Below are 17,965 nucleotides of genomic sequence, written 5' to 3'. Positions count from 1 at the left end.
AACAAGACGCTTGCCGCTATTGATTAATTTAGATGCTCAACGCGGATACGGACCACCGGGCCGACGACGCCTTGCAACGCTTCAAGCGCGGTGATGGCATCGTTCATGCTTTGCTCAAGTACACGGTGGGTCAGCAGGATCATGGGCACCAGACCGTCGTGTTCTTCGACTTCTTTTTGCATGATCGATTCAATGTTGATACCGCGCTCGGACAAGATGCTGGCCACTTGCGCCAGGACACCTGGATGGTCCTTGGCCTGAATACGCAGGTAATAAGCGCTTTCGCAGGCTTCGATCGGCAGGATCGGGTGGTCGGACAGTGCATCGGGCTGGAAGGCCAGGTGCGGCACGCGGTTCTCAGGGTCACTGGTCATGGCGCGAACCACGTCGACCAGGTCTGCGACGACCGAAGACGCGGTCGGTTCCATGCCAGCGCCAGCGCCGTAGAACAAGGTTGAGCCGGCAGCATCACCGTTGACCATCACCGCATTCATTACGCCATTGACGTTGGCGATCAGGCGATCAGCCGGGATCAGGGTGGGGTGAACACGCAATTCGATGCCGCTGGCCGTGCTGCGTGCAACACCCAGGTGCTTGATGCGATAGCCCAGTGCTTCGGCGTAATTCACATCAGCGGTTGTCAGCTTGGTGATGCCTTCGGTGTAGGCCTTGTCGAATTGCAGCGGGATACCGAACGCGATGGACGCCAGAATGGTCAGCTTATGCGCGGCGTCGATGCCTTCAACGTCGAAAGTCGGATCGGCTTCGGCATAGCCCAGTGCTTGTGCTTCGGCCAATACGTCTTCAAAGGTGCGGCCTTTTTCACGCATCTCGGTAAGGATGAAGTTACCCGTGCCGTTGATGATGCCCGCTACCCAGTTGATACGGTTGGCCGACAACCCTTCACGGATGGCCTTGATCACCGGGATACCGCCCGCTACAGCGGCCTCAAACGCCACGATTACGCCCTTTTCCTGCGCCTTGGCGAAGATCTCGTTACCGTGCACGGCAATCAGCGCCTTGTTGGCCGTGACTACGTGCTTGCCGTTTTCGATGGCTTTGAGTACCAGCTCGCGGGCGATGGTGTAACCGCCAATCAGCTCGATGACGATGTCGATTTCAGGATTGGTTGCCACGGCGAATACATCGTGGGTAATGGGGGTACCGGTAATGTCGCACTGAGGGTTTGGCGTACGCAGGGCAATTTGCGCAACCTGGATACCACGCCCGGCACGGCGGGCAATCTCCTCGGCGTTACGCTTAAGTACGTTGAAGGTGCCGCCACCGACGGTCCCTAGTCCACAGATGCCTACTTTGACCGGATTCACGCTGAACTCCCCATAAAACGGCCGACTCAAGGCCGGCCGTGGAATACAACCGTGGACTGCCACGGTTCTCTATAAATGACTGGGCAACGGAGCTGCCCGGCCATGCTCGTCAAAGGCTTAGCGTGACGAGGCAGGATTATTTAACACTGAGTGCCAGCTTGCCAACCTGTGCTGCCGGCTGATAGCCCGGAATGACCTGGCCATCGGCCAAAACGATGGCAGGCGTACCATTGACCCCAATGGACTGACCCAAGGCAAATTGCTTGGCCACCGGGTTGGCGCATTTAGGAGCGTCGACTGTTTTGCCGTCGGTCATTTTGTCCATGGCGCTTTTCTTGTCTTTCGAGCACCAGACCGCTTGCAGCTGCTGGTCACCGGCCGAACCCAGGCCCTGACGCGGGAACGCAACGTAACGCACTTCAATGCCCATTTTGTTCAGCTCAGGCACTTCTTCATGCAGTTTGTGGCAATAAGGGCAGGTGGTATCGGTAAAAACAGTGATGTGCGACTTGGTTTCGCCGATGGCCGGGTACACCACGGTTTCTGCAACGGGAATCCCGTTGATCAACTTGGCGACACCTACACGCTCGGCTTTTTCGGTCAGGTTGACCGGCTTACCGTCTTTGAGCTGGAACATATAGCCTTGCACGATGAACTGGCCATCCGCGCTGGCATACAGTACGCGGCTGCCCTTGAGCTTGACTTCATACAGGCCCGCCAGCGGACTGGCACTGATGCTTTCTACCGGAACATCCAGTTGCAGCGTTTCAAGGCTTTTACGGATGGCTTGCTCGGCGCCGGTGTCGGCAAATGAAAAGGTGCTGACCAACGCAAGGGCTGCGGCGGCAAAAATATGGGTCACGCGCATGAAAACTCCTGAAGGCGGACAAAACGGCCAAACCTGAATGCCCCGAGACAAAAAAGGGCGTCAGTGGCCCGTTTTCTAAACCCGCAAAGCCTACCACAAATGGCTTTCAAGGCCGACTGTGACCAACGCAAGAGCACGGCAAACAACTTAGCCTCGCGGATGATGTTGAGCATGCAGGTCTTGCAGGCGAGCACGCGCCACATGGGTGTAAATCTGGGTGGTGGATAAATCGCTGTGCCCGAGCAGCATCTGCACCACGCGCAGGTCGGCTCCGTGGTTGAGCAGGTGGGTCGCGAAAGCATGACGCAAGGTGTGCGGTGACAATGACTTGTCGATGCCTGCGACGCGGGCTTGATGCTTGATGCGGTGCCAGAACGTTTGACGCGTCATTTGCTCACCCCGCTGGCTGGGAAACAGCACGTCGCTGGGCCGCCCATTTAACAGTTCATGCCGCGCATCGCGCATGTAGCGCTCAACCCACACGATGGCCTCCTCCCCCATCGGCACCAGGCGCTCCTTGCTGCCCTTGCCCATGACGCGCAATACGCCCTGGCGCAAGTTGACCTGCTCCAGTGTCAGGCTGATCAGCTCTGTCACACGCAGCCCACAGGCGTAAAGCACCTCCAGCATGGCGCGGTCACGCTGGCCGATGGCCTCACTCAAATCAGGTGCGGTCAGCAAGGCTTCTACGTCTGCCTCTGACAACGATTTGGGCAGCGGCCTTCCCAGCTGCGGCATATCGACTTGCAAGGTTGGATCAACCGCAATCAGCTTTTCACGCAACAGATAGCGATAAAAGCCACGCGCACCTGACAAGAATCGCGCTGTTGAACGGGGTTTGTACAACTGATCAAGGCGCCACGCCAAGTGATCGAGAATCAGCTCGCGCCCGGCATGAATCAACTCAATGCCACGTTCCTGCAGCCAGCCATTAAATAACGCCAAATCGCTGCGATACGCGTAACGGGTATTGTCGGACAGGCCTTTTTCCAGCCACAAGGCATCCAGAAAGCGGTCGATCAGTGGGTCATCTATAGCAGGCATCGGTTCTCGACAGGCACAGCCACAAGGCCACGCAAAAATAAAAAGTGAACGGTGAAAGTGGCCGCTAGTCTTTCATAGCCGGCTCTGGGCATAAACACAAAGCTCCACTTACTCGGCACGCAAAGGACCCTTTATGAATGAACAACAGATTCTGCTGACGTTCGGTGGCATCGGGGTCGCAGCTCTGGGCTGCCAATGGCTGGCCTGGCGGCTGAAGCTGCCCGCCATTTTGTTTTTGTTGCTGGCGGGGATTTTACTCGGCCCGGTATTGGGTTGGCTAAATCCGCAACAGCTGTTTGGCCCGCTGCTGATGCCCTTGGTATCACTGGCAGTGGCACTGATTCTGTTCGAAGGCAGCCTGACGCTGCACCTGTCCGAGTGGCGCGAAATCGGCACCGTCGTGCATCGACTGGTGACCGTGGGCGCGCTCTCGACATGGGCCGTAATCACCCTCGCCACTCATTGGCTGCTGGGTTTTGACTGGCTGCTGGCCTTGCTGTTCGGCACCCTGACGCTGGTGACCGGGCCGACCGTGATTGTGCCGATGTTACGCGTGGTACGGCCCAAAGCATCAATTGCCAATATTTTGCGCTGGGAAGGGATCGTCATCGACCCAATTGGTGCATTGCTCGCGGTGGTGGTCTACAGCTTCATCATTGCCAGCGCCAGTGGTGACGGCCTGAGCCACAGTTTATTGACCTTTGCCGGGGTGATTGTATGCGGCAGTGTGTTTGGCATCGTGGGCGGCTGGGTCTCTGGCCACGTATTGCGCAAGCAATGGCTGCCCGAATATCTGCATAGCCTCGCCACACTCGCGGTGGTATTGGCGGTGTTTATCGCGGCCAATCAGGTGATGCATGAATCCGGCTTGCTGGCAGTCACGCTGATGGGCATGTGGATGGCCAACATGAAAGGGGTTGATGTGCGCAATATTCTGCACTTCAAAGAAAACCTCAGCATCTTCCTGATTTCGGGCCTGTTCATATTGCTGGCCGCCCGCCTCGACCTGAACGCAATGATCGGCCTTGGCCCGGCGGTACTGGTCTTGCTGCTGATTATTCAGTTCATCGCGCGGCCACTGAATGTATTGCTTTGCACCTTTGGCTCAACGCTGAACTGGCGCGAACGCACCTTGCTGGCCTGGATTGCACCACGCGGTATTGTGGCCGCAGCAGTCTCAGCGATTTTTGCCATTCGTCTGGACGAAGCAGGGCATGAAGGCGCACTGCTGCTGGTCCCCCTGACCTTCGCCGTGATCATCGGCACCGTGGTGTTACAAAGTGCCACCGCTCGACCGCTTGCGCGCTTGCTCAAGGTCGCTGAACCGCCACCCAGCGGCTTTTTGATCGTGGGCGCCAACGGTCCTGCCCGCCTCATCGCCAAAGCGCTGCACCAACTGGGCAGCCGGGTGCTGCTGACGGATTCAAACTGGGAAAACATCCGCGCTGCACGCATGGACAACCTGCCGACTTACTTTGGCAACCCGGCGTCGGAACATGCCGAATCGCATCTGGATTTAGTCGGCCTGGGCCACCTGCTTGCGCTGTCACCATCGGGTGAGCTCAACACACTGGCTGCCACACGCTTTCGGCATGAATTTGGGCCACAACGCTTGTATGCACTGACCAACAACCAGGAAAGCCGTCGTACCGACAAACATCGCGCCAGCCATGAACATCGCGGGCAAGCCTTTGGGGATCGGGCACTGACCTACAGCCAGTTGGTGAGCGACCTGAATCAGGGCGCTGAAATCTACAGCACACTGCTCACCGACGCGTTCACGTGGGAGGACTATCAGGCGCTGCATGGTGAGCGCGCCACATTGCTGTTTGCGCGCGATAAAACCGGCTGGGTGCATGTGGTGACACCTGACAGCGACTTGAAGCCGGGCGCTGGCTGGACGCTACTGGCGTTGATCAGGCAACCCAGTAGCGACTGACGCATAAGCGAGGCTGCGTCCGGGCGCGCAGCACTCGCTAAACCCTTCAACCAGGTGCCCCAGAGACACCGCGGTCATCGGGTTAGGATTACTGCGCAATCGGACGTCGCCTTCGGCAATCTGCCTGGGCTGACGCGTAATGCGCCCACAGGCGTGCACCGCGCTTGCTACACCGTTATGGCGCAAACCCTGGCAACACGGGCACCGGGCGTTTGTCGTCATCAATCGCCACGAAGCTGAACAAGCCCTGGATCGCCAATTCACGGCCATCGCAGCTCATGCTTTCTACATACACTTCAACTTCAACCTTGAGGCTGGTGTTGCCGACTTTCACCACCCGGCCCACCAGCTCCACAATTGAACCTGCCGCTATCGGGTGATTGAAGTTGATGGGATCGGTGGACACGGTCACCAACGGCAGCCGACAGAAACGGGTCGCGGCAATGAACGACACTTCGTCCATCCAGGCCAGTGCAGTGCCGCCAAACAAGGTGTTGTGGTGGTTGGTGGTCGAAGGGAATACAGCTTTGGTGATGCGGGTAACGGACAGCTCGGTCCGGCGTTGAATCTCTTGCTCACGCGAAATCATGCTTGCTTGGTACCTACAACTGGACAAAGGTCTGACAAATCTCAGGCAACAAAAAAGCAGCCCGAAGGCTGCTTTTTTCTGCATCGGGAAGCTGGACTTAAGCCAGTTTTTCCTTGATGCGAGCTGCTTTACCGGACAGGTCACGCAGGTAGTACAGCTTGGCTTTACGAACGTCACCGCGACGCTTAACAGCCATGCTGTCGATTTGCGGGCTGTAGGTCTGGAAAGTACGCTCTACGCCAACACCGTTGGAGATTTTACGAACAGTGAAAGCACTGTTCACGCCACGGTTACGCTTGGCAATCACTACACCTTCGAAAGCTTGCAGACGCGAACGATCGCCTTCCTTCACTTTCACCTGAACGACAATGGTGTCGCCCGGGGCAAAAGGAGGGATCTCTTTGGTCATCTGCTCTGCTTCGAGTGCAAGGATGATTTTGTTAGTCATGCTGTGCTCCTAAGGTAGATCGTCGGATCTACCATCGATACGTTGTTAACTATCGTCCCGCGCGAGGATGTATTCCTCGAGCAGCTTCTTCTCTTCTCCAGAAAGCGAGCGGCTTTCCAGAAGATCGGCGCGTCGTTCATAGGTCCGCCCAAGGGACTGCTGTAAACGCCAACGCCGGATGTGTGCATGATTGCCACTAAGCAATACGTCGGGAACACGCTGATCCGCATACACCTCCGGTCGGGTGTAGTGCGGGCAATCCAGCAGACCATCCGTAAAGGAATCTTCCTCGGCGGAGTCCGCATGCCCTAAAGCTCCAGGCAGCAGTCGTGTAACCGCATCAATCAGCACCATCGCCGGCAGCTCGCCGCCAGACAATACATAGTCACCAATTGACCACTCTTCATCGACATGAGCGTCTATAAAACGCTCGTCAATGCCTTCATAACGACCTGCAATGAGGATTAATGCTTCCTCATTCGCCAGTTCGCGTACCGCCGACTGATTCAGTTGACGGCCTTGGGGCGACAGGTAAATCACCTTCGCCGCCTCTCCGGCTGCGTTTCTGGCCTGAACCAGTGCATCTTCCAGAGGCTTGATCTTCATCACCATGCCCGGACCACCGCCAAATGGGCGATCGTCCACAGTGTGATGTCGGTCCGTTGTGTAGTCTCGCGGGTTCCAACAGGTGAGCTGCAACAGCCCTTGTTTCACCGCGCGACTGGTGATGCCGTAGTCGCTGATGGCAGAAAACATTTCGGGAAACAAACTGATCACTTCTACGCGCAATTTAGCCACGCTTAGAAATCCGCATCCCAATCCACCTTCATCTCGCCAGCCGCCAGGTCGACGCTCAACACGCATTGCTCTGTATAGGGCAACAAGCGATCACGATCATCCAGACTTCCTGGGCAAGGTTTGACTTCCATGACATCGTTCGAGCCAGTTTCCATCAGGTCAACAATCTTGCCGAGCAGTTGCCCTTCAAGGTTGGTCACTTTCAGTCCCTGCAGCTGGTACCAGTAGTACTCGCCGTCGGTCAGTTCAGGAAACAGGTTACGCGGCACGCAGATTTCAAATTCGCGAAGAAGACCTGCTTCGTCACGGTCATCGAGACCCTTGAGCTTTACAACCAGAAACTTGCCGTTGTGAGAACGGCCACTGACCAGCTCTGCCTGTCGTACATCATTGCCGCGCCGAAGCGTCAGCTTTTTGTAGTCCAACAGGTTATCAATTGGATCCGTAAAGGAATAAACCTTCACTTCGCCGCGTACGCCGTGAATCGAGTAGATTTTGCCGATAACGATCAAATCATCAGCAGTTTCAGGCGTCACGCTCATATTGCTCAGGCCGCAGCCTTAGCATTTACTTTAACCAGCTGAGCAACACGCTCAGACATAGTTGCGCCAACGCTCAACCAGTAAGCCAGACGGTCTTCTTTAACGGAGAAACGAACTTCCTGACCACGGGCAACCGGGTTGAAGAAGCCAATTTGTTCCTTGTGGGAACCGTCACGTGGGTTACGGCTATCGGTAACGGTCAAGTGGTAAAACGGGCGCTTTTTGGAGCCGCCAAGGGCAAGACGGATTGTTAGCATGTGAACATCATTCCTGTAGTCGGTGCTGCAAATCTAAATGCACAGCGGGCATAGGTGCCCGAAAGGCCGCATATTCTAAGGAATATCCGGACTTTTGCAAATGTCTTTTTCTGGCGCCTATTGGCATAACACCCAGATTTGCTATAAGGCCGCCACGAATGGCGACAGGTCAGCTCCCGCACTGTGCGGGTTTGCTGGGGGTCTCGCATTGCTGCGAGCCGCGCAAACGCAAGCGCTTGCGCAGGTGATTTACATTTTTGGCATGCCGCCGCCGGGCATCATCGAGCCCATGCCGCGCATCATTTTGGCCATGCCGCCTTTAGCCGAGAACTTTTTCATCATCTTTTGCATCTGCTTGTGCTGCTTGATCAAGCGACCGATGTCCTGCACTTGCGTGCCGGAGCCCATGGCAATACGGCGTTTGCGCGAACCGCTGATCAGGTCAGGGTCGCGGCGCTCGGCCGGGGTCATGGAGTTGATGATGGCTTCCATTTGTTTGAACTGTTTCTCTGCTGCGCCCTGGGCATTGCCCATTTGCGCCAGATTCACACCACCCATGTTCGGCAGTTTGTCCATGAGACCGCCCAGGCCGCCCATGTTTTTCATCTGTTGCAGCTGATCGCGGAAGTCTTCGAGGTCGAAGCCCTTACCTTTCTTGAGCTTTTTGGCCAGCTTGTCGGCTTTGTCTTTATCGAGGGTCTGTTCGGCCTGCTCGATAAGGCTGAGCACATCGCCCATGCCCAAAATGCGTGACGCAATACGGTCCGGGTGGAACGGGTCCAGCGCGTCGCTCTTCTCGCCCATGCCGAGGAACTTGATCGGCTTGCCCGTGATTGCACGCACGGACAGTGCAGCACCGCCACGGGCATCACCGTCGACCTTGGTCAGGATCACACCGGTCAGCGGCAGCGCGTCGCCGAAGGCCTTGGCCGTGTTGGCGGCATCCTGACCGGTCATGGCGTCAACCACGAACAGGGTTTCTGCCGGCTTGACCGCGGCGTGCAGCGCTTGAATCTCGGCCATCATGTCGGCGTCGATGTGCAGGCGACCCGCGGTATCGACAATTACGACATCAATGAACTTGAGCTTGGCTTCATTAATAGCCGCCAGCGCAATCGCAACCGGCTTTTGGCTGATGTCGGACGCAAAGAACGTAACGCCCACTTCACCCGCCAGGGTTTCCAGCTGTTTGATCGCCGCCGGACGGTAAACGTCAACCGAAACCACCATGACGCTTTTCTTTTTGCGCTCTTTAAGGAAGCGCGCCAGCTTGCCAGCGGTGGTGGTTTTACCCGCACCCTGCAAACCGGCCATCAAAATAACAGCAGGCGGCGTGACGTTGAGGATCAAATCCTCGTTGGCAGCGCCCATCAGGCTTTCGAGTTCAGCCTGGACGATCTTCACAAACGCCTGGCCCGGCGTCAGGCTGCGCGACACTTCTGTGCCCACAGCGCGCTCTTTGACCGCGTTGACGAAGTCTTTGACCACTGGCAAAGCCACGTCGGCTTCCAGCAACGCCATGCGCACTTCGCGCAGGGTGTCTTTGATATTGTCCTCGGTCAGCTTGGCCTTGCCGGTGACATGGCGCAGCGTCTGCGAGAGACGGTCGGTTAAATTTTCAAACATGCGCGATCCTTTCAGGCCCAAAGTAGACCGGGGTTATTGCGGCCCAGCCCGTGTAAAACTGATGCTCGGCGAGCCTGCGGCGTGGGCAGGTCGCGGATTATAGCGAAGACTGATCGCGGCGGACACCTTACCGTCAGCTTATGTGGCCTTTCGTGTTCAGGCGGTTGTATGCCAAACTCAGCCCTTTCGGGCTTGCCTAACAGGATTTATGCTCCCCTTGTCACCGAGTTTGCTCCCCAGCCTCGCCGCCGCCTGCTTATACGCCGCTGCGACCTTCTATCAAGGCAATTGCCTGCGCCACGGCGCGAAGGCAAACAATCGTCTGTTGGTGACGCTCGGCATCCTTGCCGTCCTCGCCCACGCTGCGAGCCTGTTTACCCATTTGATGACCCCTGCCGGGCTTGAGCTGGACTTCTTCAGCGCGGCCAGCCTGATTGCCGTTGCCGTCATCAGCGTGACGCTGGTTGCGTGTGCGCGTATCCCGGTCGAGAACCTGTTGCTGCTGTTATATCCGTTAGGGGCACTCACGGTACTGATGTCCGAGTTCGCCCCGCCGGGCACCGTACAGGTCATTAATGAACAACCCGGCATTCTGGCCCATATCCTGCTGTCGATCCTGGCGTACGGAATGTTCACCATTGCGGTGTTCCAGGCCTTGTTGCTGTCATTGCAGAACTACCAGCTCAAACACAAACACCCCAAGGGCCTGATCAAGAACTTCCCGCCGCTGCAAACCATGGAGAGCCTGCTGTTTGGCTTTTTGTGGGCAGGCTGGGCATTACTATCGCTGTCACTGATTTCGGGCTGGCTGTTTTTGGGCAACCTGTTTGCCCAGCATCTGGTGCATAAAACCCTGCTGGCGTGCCTGGCGTGGATCGTTTTCAGCGTGCTGCTGTGGGGCCGTCATCACCTTGGCTGGCGCGGCCACAAAGCCATCCGCTGGACGTTTGCCGGGTTCTGCCTGCTGATGCTGGCCTACTTTGGCAGCAAGCTGGTTCGTGAATACATTCTGCATATCTGACGGGCGTTGATTATGGATAGCTTGCCCCCCGGGCCATTACTCGCCCTCTTGGCGCTGGTGTTTGCAGGACTGGGATTCTGTATCGGGATTGTTTCGCGCAAGCCTCAGGCCGTGACACAACGCGGCGACGCTCACCCGCCGCATAACGCCCTGCCCGCTGAGAATGATGAACAACCTGGCAGCCGCCCACAGCTGCTGTCGGGCATTCATGCACTGGACAACATCACGGTCAACGACATCCTGATCCCGCGCAGCGAAGTCGAGGGCCTGAACCTGGACGACTCGATCGAAGACTTGATCGAGCAACTGCGCCAGACCAAGCGCACGCGACTGCCGGTGTTTCATAACGACATCAATCAGGTCGAAGCCATCCTCAATACACGCCACATCCAGCACATGCTGCCCGATGCCAGCCTGACCAAAGAGGCGATTCTGGCCGTCTGCCACGAACCCTACTTCATCCCTGAAAGCACCCCGCTGCAATTACAGCTGCTCAACTTTCATAAACAGCAGCGGCGCATCGGCATCGTGGTGGATGAATACGGCGAAGTGCTGGGCATCGTGACCCTTGAAGACATTCTTGAAGAGATCGTCGGTGAGTTTGAAGACGAGCAAAACGCCGACAACCCGCACGTAGAACCGCTGCCCGACGGCCGTTACGTAGTGGATGGCGCCGCGTCCATCCGCGAATTGAACAAAACCCTGGGCTGGCAACTGCCTTGCGATGGCCCGAAAACCTTGAACGGCCTGGTCACTGAAGCACTGGAAACCATCCCCGAAACCACGGTGTGCCTGAAAATCGGTCGTTACAGACTGGAAATTCTGGAAACCGAAGAAAACCGTGTCAGCCGCGTACTGATCTGGCACAACAGCGTCAAGCCTGCGGCCTGATCGCAGCCCCGCAGCTTGTTCCATCCCCCCGCCGCTCCCTATAATCACTCCCGCTTACCCAAGCCTGGCCGACACGCGTGCTACCCGCACTCAGCGTCGTCGGCCTGCCGCTGCTGGCTGTACCTGCGCGCGCTCCCATCCCGAGCGGCGCTTGCACCCTGGTATCCCTCAGGGCAATGACCATAAAAAATCGCTCAGCCTTGTCTTGCCTCACCGCCAGATAACGCCACGGGCACATAACTGTCAGGGATATGCACATGACCACAACCACTACGTTCAGCGAAGCCTCGTGCGATAAACCGGTTAACTCGGCCTCCCGCGTGGCCACTGCCAGCTTTATCGGGACGGCCATCGAGTTCTACGATTTCTACGTGTATGCCACCGCCGCAGCGCTGGTCATCGGCCCGGTGTTCTTCCCGCAAACCTCCGGCACCGCGCAAATGCTGTCGGCGTTTCTGACGTTCGGCATTGCCTTCCTCGCCCGCCCGCTCGGCTCCTTTGTGTTTGGCCACTATGGCGACCGCATTGGGCGCAAATCCACGCTGGTGGCATCGCTGCTGTTGATGGGCGTGTGTACCACGCTGATTGGCGTGCTGCCGGGCTACGCCACAATCGGTGCCTGGGCACCCATTCTGCTGTGCGTGCTGCGTTTCGGGCAGGGCCTAGGCTTGGGCGGGGAATGGGGCGGTGCAGCGTTGCTGGCCACCGAGAACGCACCGAAAGGCAAGCGCGCCTGGTTCGGGATGTTTCCGCAATTGGGGCCCTCAATTGGCTTTCTGGCGGCAAACGGGTTGTTCTTGATCCTGGCAATGACCCTCAGCGATGAACAGTTTCGCTCATGGGGCTGGCGGATTCCGTTCCTGCTCAGCGCAGCCTTGGTCATGGTCGGTTTATATGTGCGGCTCAAACTCGAAGAGACCCCGGTGTTCGCCAAAGCCGTGGCGCAACACGAACGGGTGAAAATGCCGATCGTTGAACTGTTAAGCAACTACTGGGCACCGATGCTGCTGGGTGCCGCCTCGATGGTGGTGTGCTACGCGCTGTTTTATATCTCAACCGTGTTTTCGCTGAGTTACGGCGTGTCCACGCTGGGCTATACCCGCGAGACCTTCCTCGGGTTGCTGTGCTTTGCCGTGCTGTTCATGGCCGCTGCAACGCCCCTTTCGGCATGGGCCAGCGACCGTTATGGGCGCAAACCGGTGCTGATCGTGGGCGGCGTGCTGGCGATAGCGTCCGGTTTTCTGATGGAGCCGCTACTCACCCACGGCACGACCTGGGGCGTGGCGCTGTTCTTGTGCATCGAGCTGTTTCTGATGGGCGTGACGTTTGCACCGATGGGCGCGTTGCTGCCTGAGCTGTTTCCAACGCGCGTGCGGTATACCGGCGCCTCGGCTGCCTACAATCTGGGCGGCATTGTCGGCGCGTCAGCCGCACCCTTCTTCGCCCAAAAACTGGTGAGCATGGGCGGTTTGAGCTGGGTGGGCGGCTACGTGTCAGGCGCGGCGATACTCAGCTTGATCGCCGTGCTGTGCTTGAAAGAAACCAGAGAGGCTGATCTGAACAAGGTCGGGTAACAAGCAATACCCCGCAGGCTGCGATCTTTTGCTCTAAAAGATCGCAGTCTGCGGGAGCTTCCAACTGTTTACAGCTCGACGATGACCGCTGTGGCAGCACGGGTCGCTTTGGCGCGAGCCGCTTCAATCGACTCGTCACGCGCCAGGGCCACGCCCATGCGGCGCTGACCATTGACTTCGGGTTTGCCAAATAGGCGCAAAGCCGTGTCCGGCTCACTCAAAGCAGCACCCAGGTTGGCGAAGGCGGTCTGGGTCGACTGCCCTTGCACCAAAATCACCGCCGAGGCCGATGGCCCAAACTGACGAATCAAGGGAATCGGCAGGCCGAGAATCGCGCGGGCATGCAGCGCAAACTGCGACAAGTCCTGCGAAATCAACGTCACCAAACCCGTATCATGCGGGCGCGGCGAGACTTCGCTGAACCACACTTGATCGCCCTTGATAAACAGTTCGACCCCAAACAGGCCGCGCCCGCCCAACGCCTCGGTCACCGACTTGGCCACGCGCTCGGATTCAGCCAGTGCAATCGGGCTCATGGCCTGTGGCTGCCATGATTCCTGGTAGTCGCCCTTCTCCTGACGATGACCTACCGGCGCGCAGAACGTTGTGCCGCCGACATGACGCACCGTGAGCAAGGTGATTTCGTAATCGAAGTCGATGAAGCCTTCGATGATGACCCGGCCTTTACCGGCGCGGCCGCCTTCTTGCGCGTAGTCCCAGGCTGTTTGCACGTCATCGGCACTGCGCAACAGGCTTTGGCCTTTGCCCGACGAACTCATCACCGGTTTGACGACACACGGGAAGCCGAGGTCTTGCACAGCACGGCTGTAGTCCTCGAACGTGTCGGCAAAGTGATACGGCGAAGTGGGCAGGTCCAGCTCTTCTGCCGCCAGGCGACGAATGCCTTCACGGTTCATGGTCAAGGACGTGGCACGCGCGGTCGGGATGACGGTGAAGCCTTCGGCTTCCAGCTCAACCAGCGTGGCGGTGGCGATGGCTTCGATTTCCGGCACGATGAAGTGCGGCTTTTCAGCTTCGATCACGGCGCGCAACGCCGCGCCATCCAGCATGTTGATCACGTGACTGCGATGCGCAACTTGCATGGCAGGTGCATTGGCGTAGCGATCTACGGCGATCACTTCGACACCCAAACGCTGCAATTCGATGACGACTTCTTTACCCAGCTCGCCGCAGCCACACAGCAATACGCGGGTCGCGGTCGGCGACAGTGGAGTTCCGATACGGGTCATTTCAGGTCCTCAAGGAAACAAATCATCGAAGGCGCTCGCCAGGCCAGCGCCTGCTGGGGGAGAAAGGCCGGCATTTTACATGATCTGGGGCGCGTGACCTTATTGAGCGGCGGCTTTGCGCAAACGCCAGGCCATCGCCAACCACACGCAGGTCACACCGGCGAACTTTGAACCCATCGCGGTGAGGATCACGCCGGGGGTGAAGGCGTCGATCATGGCGAAGAAGATGAAGGTATCAATCGGAATGCTCAGCGCCGAACTGATCCACAAGCGGTCTTGCAGCGGGCGCTTGGTGATACTGAACACCAGCCAGTCAATGCATTCGGACACCGCAAAGGCGGTGGCGCTGGCCAGGGCAATTGAAGGGTCTGAGGTCACATACGACAGCACCAGCGCCGCGAGCATGGCCACAATGGCGCCGTGGCCAAAGCGGATTTGCACCATGTCGCGCAACACGAATACCAGTCCGCCCCAGGCCGACCAGATGATGTCCAGATGCGGGGCGGTAGAAAACGCGTAGTTGATCAGTACGACGCTGGCGATATAAGCGATAAGAAACAACATGGGAACGGGCAGCACCTGTGAATAAGGCGCACAGGGTACTTGAGTCAATCACAACTGTGTAGTCGCTGCCGCAGGCTGCGACAAGGCCCATGCAGACGTCAAGTCAACGGGGGGGCAACCCTTCGCAGCCTGCGGCAGCGACTACGAAAGCATTACGTACTGCCCAGCAGCCACACCACCCCACTGGACGCAGCACGCTCATTACACAACGCCAGCACTTCGCGCCGTTCAGGGTTGGTCATGCGGCTCCAGCGGGTGATTTCGGCCACGCTGCGCTGACAGCCGGTGCATATGTCCGCCTCGTCCAATGCGCAGATATTGACGCAGGGGGATGCGACCGGGCGCTCCGGCTCGCTCACGATGACTGTTCTTCAAGATCGCGGGCATAGCGCTGGCCGTTCTGCACATAGTGCGCAGCGCTGGCTTCAAGCAGTTTTTTCTGCTCATCCGTCAGGTCGCGGACCACCTTGCCTGGTGAACCCATGACCAGTGAACCGTCAGGGATGACCTTGCCTTCACCAATCAGCGAATTGGCGCCGATGATGCAGTGCTTACCGATGCGTGCGCCGTTGAGAATCACCGCGTTGATGCCGATCAGGCTGTAATCGCCCACGGTGCAACCATGCAGCATGGCGTTGTGACCGATGGTCACGCCGGTGCCCAGCGTCAGCGGATAGCCCATGTCGGTGTGCATCACGGCGCCGTCCTGCACGTTGCTGTTTTTACCGATCAGGATCAGCTCATTGTCGCCGCGCAACACCGCGTTGAACCATACACTGGCACCTTCTTCCAGCCGGACCTTGCCGATCAGGGTGGCATTGGGCGCGGTCCAGCTGTCGGGGTGGGTGTCGACGAACGAGTCGCCCAAACGGTATTTCATGCGAATGTCCTCAAGGCAGGCGTGACCTTCTTTCTATAGAAGGCTCTAGATATTGATAAAACGTTCCGGCGGGGTGTGCAGGTTGATATTCACGTCGTCGTAAAGCAGGTTCATCAGCTCGACGATCATGATTGCCGTCAGGCCCCAGATCTTGTACACGCCAAAACGGTAGCTCGGCACGTACCAACTGCGCCCCTGGTAATCGATACGGTGGGTATGCTCGCGCGGGTCCTGGCGAAAGAAATCCAGCGGCACACTGAACACAGCGGCAATTTCGGCATCGTTGGCCAGGTATTCGACGTAATCGGGCACCACGCCAACATAGGGCGTGACGCGGATGCCATGCAGGGAAATCAAGGGACTGAGCGGGCCGATAACTTCGACCAAACCCGGCGGCAGGCCGATTTCTTCTTCGGCTTCGCGCAGGGCGGTGAATACGAGGTCCAGGTCTTCGGGGTCACGTCGACCACCGGGAAATGCCACCTCGCCACCATGGGTCGACAACCCGCTGGCGCGCAAGGTCAAAATCAGTTCGGGCTTGTCATTGCGGGTCACTGGCAGCAATACCGCAGCTTCGGGGAAACTACGCTCTGTTACCAGCGTTCGCGGGGTATAGCGGCGCACGCGGCCAAGCAGCTCGTCCAGCATAGGTCATCTCGATCCGTCACTTATCGGGCATCATGCACCAAATCACCCGGAGCACCCAAGCCCCACACTGTCGCAGGTCGCGATGCAGCACTTGCCCAGGCCCTGCTTCAGCCCCCAAGATAGGCGCCACAACAGAGAGCACAGCATGAATTTTTGCAGCCAGTGTGGCCATTCCGTCAGCCAGCATATCCCGCAGGGTGACTCGCGCCTGCGGTATGTGTGTGACCACTGCCAGGTCATTCACTATCAAAACCCGAATATCGTCGCCGGTTGCGTCGCGACCTGGGGCACGCAAGTGTTGCTGTGCCGCCGCGCAATCGAGCCGCGCAAGGGCTATTGGACCCTGCCCGCAGGCTTTATGGAAAATGGCGAAACCGTCGAACAGGCGGCCCAACGCGAAACCCGCGAAGAAGCCTGTGCCGAAGTGGCCAACCTGAGCATCTATACCCTGATTGATGTGCCGCACATCAATCAGGTGCATATTTTCTACCGTGCCCACATGCTGAACCCACACTATGCGGCCGGTGAAGAGAGCCTTGAAGTGCGGTTGTTTGATGAAGCCGACATCCCTTGGTCCGAGCTGGCTTTTCGCACGGTCAGTCGTACCTTAGAATGCTTTTTCGCTGACCGCCCGAACCAGGTTTACCCCGTGCGCAGCGAAGCCGTTGCACCTTTGGCCGGTTTGGCCAAGCCACAACAATAACGACGCCCGTCACCCATTTGTACCTTTAGGGATACCGCTCCATGCGCTGGTTGTTCGCCGCCCTTTGCCTGTCATTCGCTGTTACGTGCCAAGCCGCTGTTGTCGTCACGATCAACGGCAAACCTGTCGATAAAAATGCGGTCATAAAGCCGGCTCATTCGACTCAGCTCACCCGTGGCAGCAAGCCGGTGGAGAAAATCCTCGTGCTCAAGTCAGCGCGCCAGTTGCAGCTGATCAGCGACGGCAAGCCGATCAAGACTTACCGCATCTCGCTGGGCAAGCAGCCTAAAGGGCCGAAAACCCGCGAGGGGGACAAACGCACCCCAGAGGGCCTGTACTGGGTCGACTGGCGCAAAAAAAGCGAGAAGTTCAACCTTGCGATGCACATCTCGTATCCCAACATCAGCGATGCTGCCCACGCACGCCGTGAAGGTGTAAGCCCCGGCTCGATGATCATGATCCACGGCACGCCCGACACCGAAGAAAACCCGGAAAACCTGTTCCACACGCTGGACTGGACCGATGGCTGCATCGCCATGAAAAATGTCGAAATGCGCGAAGTGTGGAACCTCACCAAAGACGGCACGATGGTTGAGATTCGCCCTTAACAGCTGAATCCGCCGACAGCAAAAAGCCCGCTGACCGTTACCGGTTCAGCGGGCTTTTTTGTAGAGCAAAGGGCTAGAAATCAGCCAGACGCCACACCTCATACGCCGGTGTTTCGTACGGGTGGCTGAGCTTGAGCGCAGCCACCACGGCTTGTATCAGATCATCGGCAACGACCAGCTCAACTTTCCACTCCCCCACATACTCAACCTGGCCGGTTTGCCCAATAAACGGCTGACTGCCGTCCAGCGCACGAAACTGGCCTTGGCCCATGGTCTGCCAGGCGCAGTGATCGTACTGGCCGATTCGACCGCCACCGGCAGCAAATACGGCGTCCTTGACCCCATCGACATGGCTGGGCGGCACGAAAAAGCTGAGCTTGTACATCG

Annotated in this window: 20 protein-coding genes and 1 pseudogene; 6 read left to right on the top strand and 15 right to left on the bottom strand. The window is 57.9% G+C overall.

Going from position 1 to position 17,965, the window contains the following annotated elements; all coding sequences use genetic code 11:
- Nucleotides 1-23: 23 nt before the first annotated feature.
- The 3 genes from AP059_RS17100 to xerD form a co-directional block, all read right to left on the bottom strand.
- Complete coding sequence (locus AP059_RS17100; protein ID WP_059764429.1) at nt 24-1,328, bottom strand: homoserine dehydrogenase; 1,305 nt, start codon at nt 1,326-1,328, stop codon at nt 24-26.
- A gap of 136 nt (nt 1,329-1,464) precedes the next feature.
- Entirely contained in the window at nt 1,465-2,196 is a 732-nt protein-coding gene (locus AP059_RS17095) for a thioredoxin fold domain-containing protein (protein ID WP_059764427.1), read from the bottom strand.
- A gap of 147 nt (nt 2,197-2,343) precedes the next feature.
- Nucleotides 2,344-3,240 (bottom strand): site-specific tyrosine recombinase XerD, encoded by an 897-nt coding sequence (gene xerD, locus AP059_RS17090; protein ID WP_059764425.1) that lies wholly within the window; start codon nt 3,238-3,240, stop codon nt 2,344-2,346.
- 133 nt (nt 3,241-3,373) lie between these two features.
- Between xerD and AP059_RS17085 the strand changes: the two genes are divergently transcribed.
- Nucleotides 3,374-5,179, top strand: a complete 1,806-nt coding sequence (locus tag AP059_RS17085; protein WP_059764423.1) for a cation:proton antiporter — start codon at nt 3,374-3,376, stop codon at nt 5,177-5,179.
- A gap of 175 nt (nt 5,180-5,354) precedes the next feature.
- On the opposite strand, the gene AP059_RS17080 is transcribed toward AP059_RS17085, so the two are convergent.
- The 6 genes from AP059_RS17080 to ffh form a co-directional block, all read right to left on the bottom strand.
- The gene (locus AP059_RS17080) at nt 5,355-5,768 is read right to left on the bottom strand and encodes an acyl-CoA thioesterase (RefSeq protein ID WP_059764421.1); all 414 of its coding nucleotides are present in this window, start codon (nt 5,766-5,768) and stop codon (nt 5,355-5,357) included.
- A 97-nt stretch (nt 5,769-5,865) separates the two neighbouring features.
- Nucleotides 5,866-6,216, bottom strand: a complete 351-nt coding sequence (gene rplS, locus AP059_RS17075; RefSeq protein ID WP_003440273.1) for a 50S ribosomal protein L19 — start codon at nt 6,214-6,216, stop codon at nt 5,866-5,868.
- A gap of 45 nt (nt 6,217-6,261) precedes the next feature.
- Entirely contained in the window at nt 6,262-7,014 is a 753-nt protein-coding gene (trmD, locus tag AP059_RS17070) for a tRNA (guanosine(37)-N1)-methyltransferase TrmD (RefSeq protein WP_048363295.1), read from the bottom strand.
- Between the two features lie 2 nt (nt 7,015-7,016).
- Complete coding sequence (gene rimM, locus AP059_RS17065; protein WP_048363294.1) at nt 7,017-7,556, bottom strand: ribosome maturation factor RimM; 540 nt, start codon at nt 7,554-7,556, stop codon at nt 7,017-7,019.
- Nucleotides 7,557-7,561: 5 nt separating this feature from the next.
- A complete protein-coding gene (gene rpsP / locus AP059_RS17060; protein WP_048363293.1) occupies nt 7,562-7,813 on the bottom strand; it encodes a 30S ribosomal protein S16 in 252 nt (83 codons plus the stop codon).
- 249 nt (nt 7,814-8,062) lie between these two features.
- Nucleotides 8,063-9,439, bottom strand: a complete 1,377-nt coding sequence (gene ffh / locus AP059_RS17055; RefSeq protein WP_048363292.1) for a signal recognition particle protein — start codon at nt 9,437-9,439, stop codon at nt 8,063-8,065.
- A gap of 208 nt (nt 9,440-9,647) precedes the next feature.
- Between ffh and AP059_RS17050 the strand changes: the two genes are divergently transcribed.
- The 3 genes and pseudogenes from AP059_RS17050 (at nt 9,648) to AP059_RS17035 (ending at nt 12,925) form a co-directional block, all read left to right on the top strand.
- Entirely contained in the window at nt 9,648-10,460 is an 813-nt protein-coding gene (locus tag AP059_RS17050; protein ID WP_048363291.1) for a cytochrome C assembly family protein, read from the top strand.
- Between the two features lie 84 nt (nt 10,461-10,544).
- Nucleotides 10,545-11,351: pseudogene (locus AP059_RS17045) on the top strand (transporter associated domain-containing protein); the annotation flags it as partial.
- Nucleotides 11,352-11,608: 257 nt separating this feature from the next.
- Nucleotides 11,609-12,925, top strand: coding sequence for an MFS transporter (locus tag AP059_RS17035; protein WP_059764415.1), 1,317 nt, complete (start codon nt 11,609-11,611; stop codon nt 12,923-12,925).
- 68 nt (nt 12,926-12,993) lie between these two features.
- Here the strand turns inward: AP059_RS17035 and purT are convergent, their stop codons facing one another.
- The 5 genes from purT to AP059_RS17010 form a co-directional block, all read right to left on the bottom strand.
- On the bottom strand, nt 12,994-14,175 hold the full coding sequence (gene purT / locus AP059_RS17030) for a formate-dependent phosphoribosylglycinamide formyltransferase (protein WP_059764413.1): 1,182 nt from the start codon (nt 14,173-14,175) through the stop codon (nt 12,994-12,996).
- Nucleotides 14,176-14,274: 99 nt separating this feature from the next.
- A complete protein-coding gene (locus tag AP059_RS17025; RefSeq protein WP_059764412.1) occupies nt 14,275-14,739 on the bottom strand; it encodes a preQ0 transporter in 465 nt (154 codons plus the stop codon).
- Between the two features lie 152 nt (nt 14,740-14,891).
- Nucleotides 14,892-15,098, bottom strand: coding sequence for a DUF1289 domain-containing protein (locus tag AP059_RS17020; RefSeq protein ID WP_059764410.1), 207 nt, complete (start codon nt 15,096-15,098; stop codon nt 14,892-14,894).
- Complete coding sequence (locus AP059_RS17015; RefSeq protein WP_059764408.1) at nt 15,095-15,619, bottom strand: gamma carbonic anhydrase family protein; 525 nt, start codon at nt 15,617-15,619, stop codon at nt 15,095-15,097. Before AP059_RS17015 ends, AP059_RS17020 begins: the two co-directional genes overlap by 4 nt.
- Before the next feature lie 45 nt (nt 15,620-15,664).
- The gene (locus AP059_RS17010) at nt 15,665-16,267 is read right to left on the bottom strand and encodes a CoA pyrophosphatase (protein WP_059764406.1); all 603 of its coding nucleotides are present in this window, start codon (nt 16,265-16,267) and stop codon (nt 15,665-15,667) included.
- Between the two features lie 145 nt (nt 16,268-16,412).
- Between AP059_RS17010 and AP059_RS17005 the strand changes: the two genes are divergently transcribed.
- On the top strand, nt 16,413-16,970 hold the full coding sequence (locus AP059_RS17005; protein WP_059764404.1) for an NUDIX hydrolase: 558 nt from the start codon (nt 16,413-16,415) through the stop codon (nt 16,968-16,970).
- A gap of 41 nt (nt 16,971-17,011) precedes the next feature.
- Complete coding sequence (locus AP059_RS17000) at nt 17,012-17,578, top strand: L,D-transpeptidase family protein (protein ID WP_059764401.1); 567 nt, start codon at nt 17,012-17,014, stop codon at nt 17,576-17,578.
- A gap of 73 nt (nt 17,579-17,651) precedes the next feature.
- Here AP059_RS17000 and AP059_RS16995 read toward each other — a convergent pair whose 3' ends face one another.
- Entirely contained in the window at nt 17,652-17,963 is a 312-nt protein-coding gene (locus AP059_RS16995) for a Nif3-like dinuclear metal center hexameric protein (RefSeq protein ID WP_048363280.1), read from the bottom strand.
- Between the last annotated feature and the right edge of the window lie 2 nt (nt 17,964-17,965).

This window comes from Pseudomonas sp. TAA207 (assembly GCF_001529285.1).
GTDB lineage: Bacteria > Pseudomonadota > Gammaproteobacteria > Pseudomonadales > Pseudomonadaceae > Aquipseudomonas > Aquipseudomonas weihenstephanensis.
This window is presented reverse-complemented; position numbering and strand designations above follow the sequence as displayed.

Excerpts from the sequence above, each read along its gene's own strand:
- AP059_RS16995 (WP_048363280.1), bottom strand. The coding sequence starts at position 17,963 with ATGTACAAGCTCAGCTTTTTCGTGCCGCCCAGCCATGTCGATGGGGTC.
- AP059_RS17010 (WP_059764406.1), bottom strand. The coding sequence starts at position 16,267 with ATGCTGGACGAGCTGCTTGGCCGCGTGCGCCGCTATACCCCGCGAACG.
- AP059_RS17095 (WP_059764427.1), bottom strand. The coding sequence starts at position 2,196 with ATGCGCGTGACCCATATTTTTGCCGCCGCAGCCCTTGCGTTGGTCAGC.
- xerD (WP_059764425.1), bottom strand. The coding sequence starts at position 3,240 with ATGCCTGCTATAGATGACCCACTGATCGACCGCTTTCTGGATGCCTTG.
- purT (WP_059764413.1), bottom strand. The coding sequence starts at position 14,175 with ATGACCCGTATCGGAACTCCACTGTCGCCGACCGCGACCCGCGTATTG.
- AP059_RS17085 (WP_059764423.1), top strand. The coding sequence starts at position 3,374 with ATGAATGAACAACAGATTCTGCTGACGTTCGGTGGCATCGGGGTCGCA.
- AP059_RS17050 (WP_048363291.1), top strand. The coding sequence starts at position 9,648 with ATGCTCCCCTTGTCACCGAGTTTGCTCCCCAGCCTCGCCGCCGCCTGC.
- AP059_RS17025 (WP_059764412.1), bottom strand. The coding sequence starts at position 14,739 with ATGTTGTTTCTTATCGCTTATATCGCCAGCGTCGTACTGATCAACTAC.
- AP059_RS17000 (WP_059764401.1), top strand. The coding sequence starts at position 17,012 with ATGCGCTGGTTGTTCGCCGCCCTTTGCCTGTCATTCGCTGTTACGTGC.
- rimM (WP_048363294.1), bottom strand. The coding sequence starts at position 7,556 with ATGAGCGTGACGCCTGAAACTGCTGATGATTTGATCGTTATCGGCAAA.
- AP059_RS17035 (WP_059764415.1), top strand. The coding sequence starts at position 11,609 with ATGACCACAACCACTACGTTCAGCGAAGCCTCGTGCGATAAACCGGTT.
- AP059_RS17005 (WP_059764404.1), top strand. The coding sequence starts at position 16,413 with ATGAATTTTTGCAGCCAGTGTGGCCATTCCGTCAGCCAGCATATCCCG.
- AP059_RS17015 (WP_059764408.1), bottom strand. The coding sequence starts at position 15,619 with ATGAAATACCGTTTGGGCGACTCGTTCGTCGACACCCACCCCGACAGC.
- rpsP (WP_048363293.1), bottom strand. The coding sequence starts at position 7,813 with ATGCTAACAATCCGTCTTGCCCTTGGCGGCTCCAAAAAGCGCCCGTTT.
- ffh (WP_048363292.1), bottom strand. The coding sequence starts at position 9,439 with ATGTTTGAAAATTTAACCGACCGTCTCTCGCAGACGCTGCGCCATGTC.
- AP059_RS17080 (WP_059764421.1), bottom strand. The coding sequence starts at position 5,768 with ATGATTTCGCGTGAGCAAGAGATTCAACGCCGGACCGAGCTGTCCGTT.
- rplS (WP_003440273.1), bottom strand. The coding sequence starts at position 6,216 with ATGACTAACAAAATCATCCTTGCACTCGAAGCAGAGCAGATGACCAAA.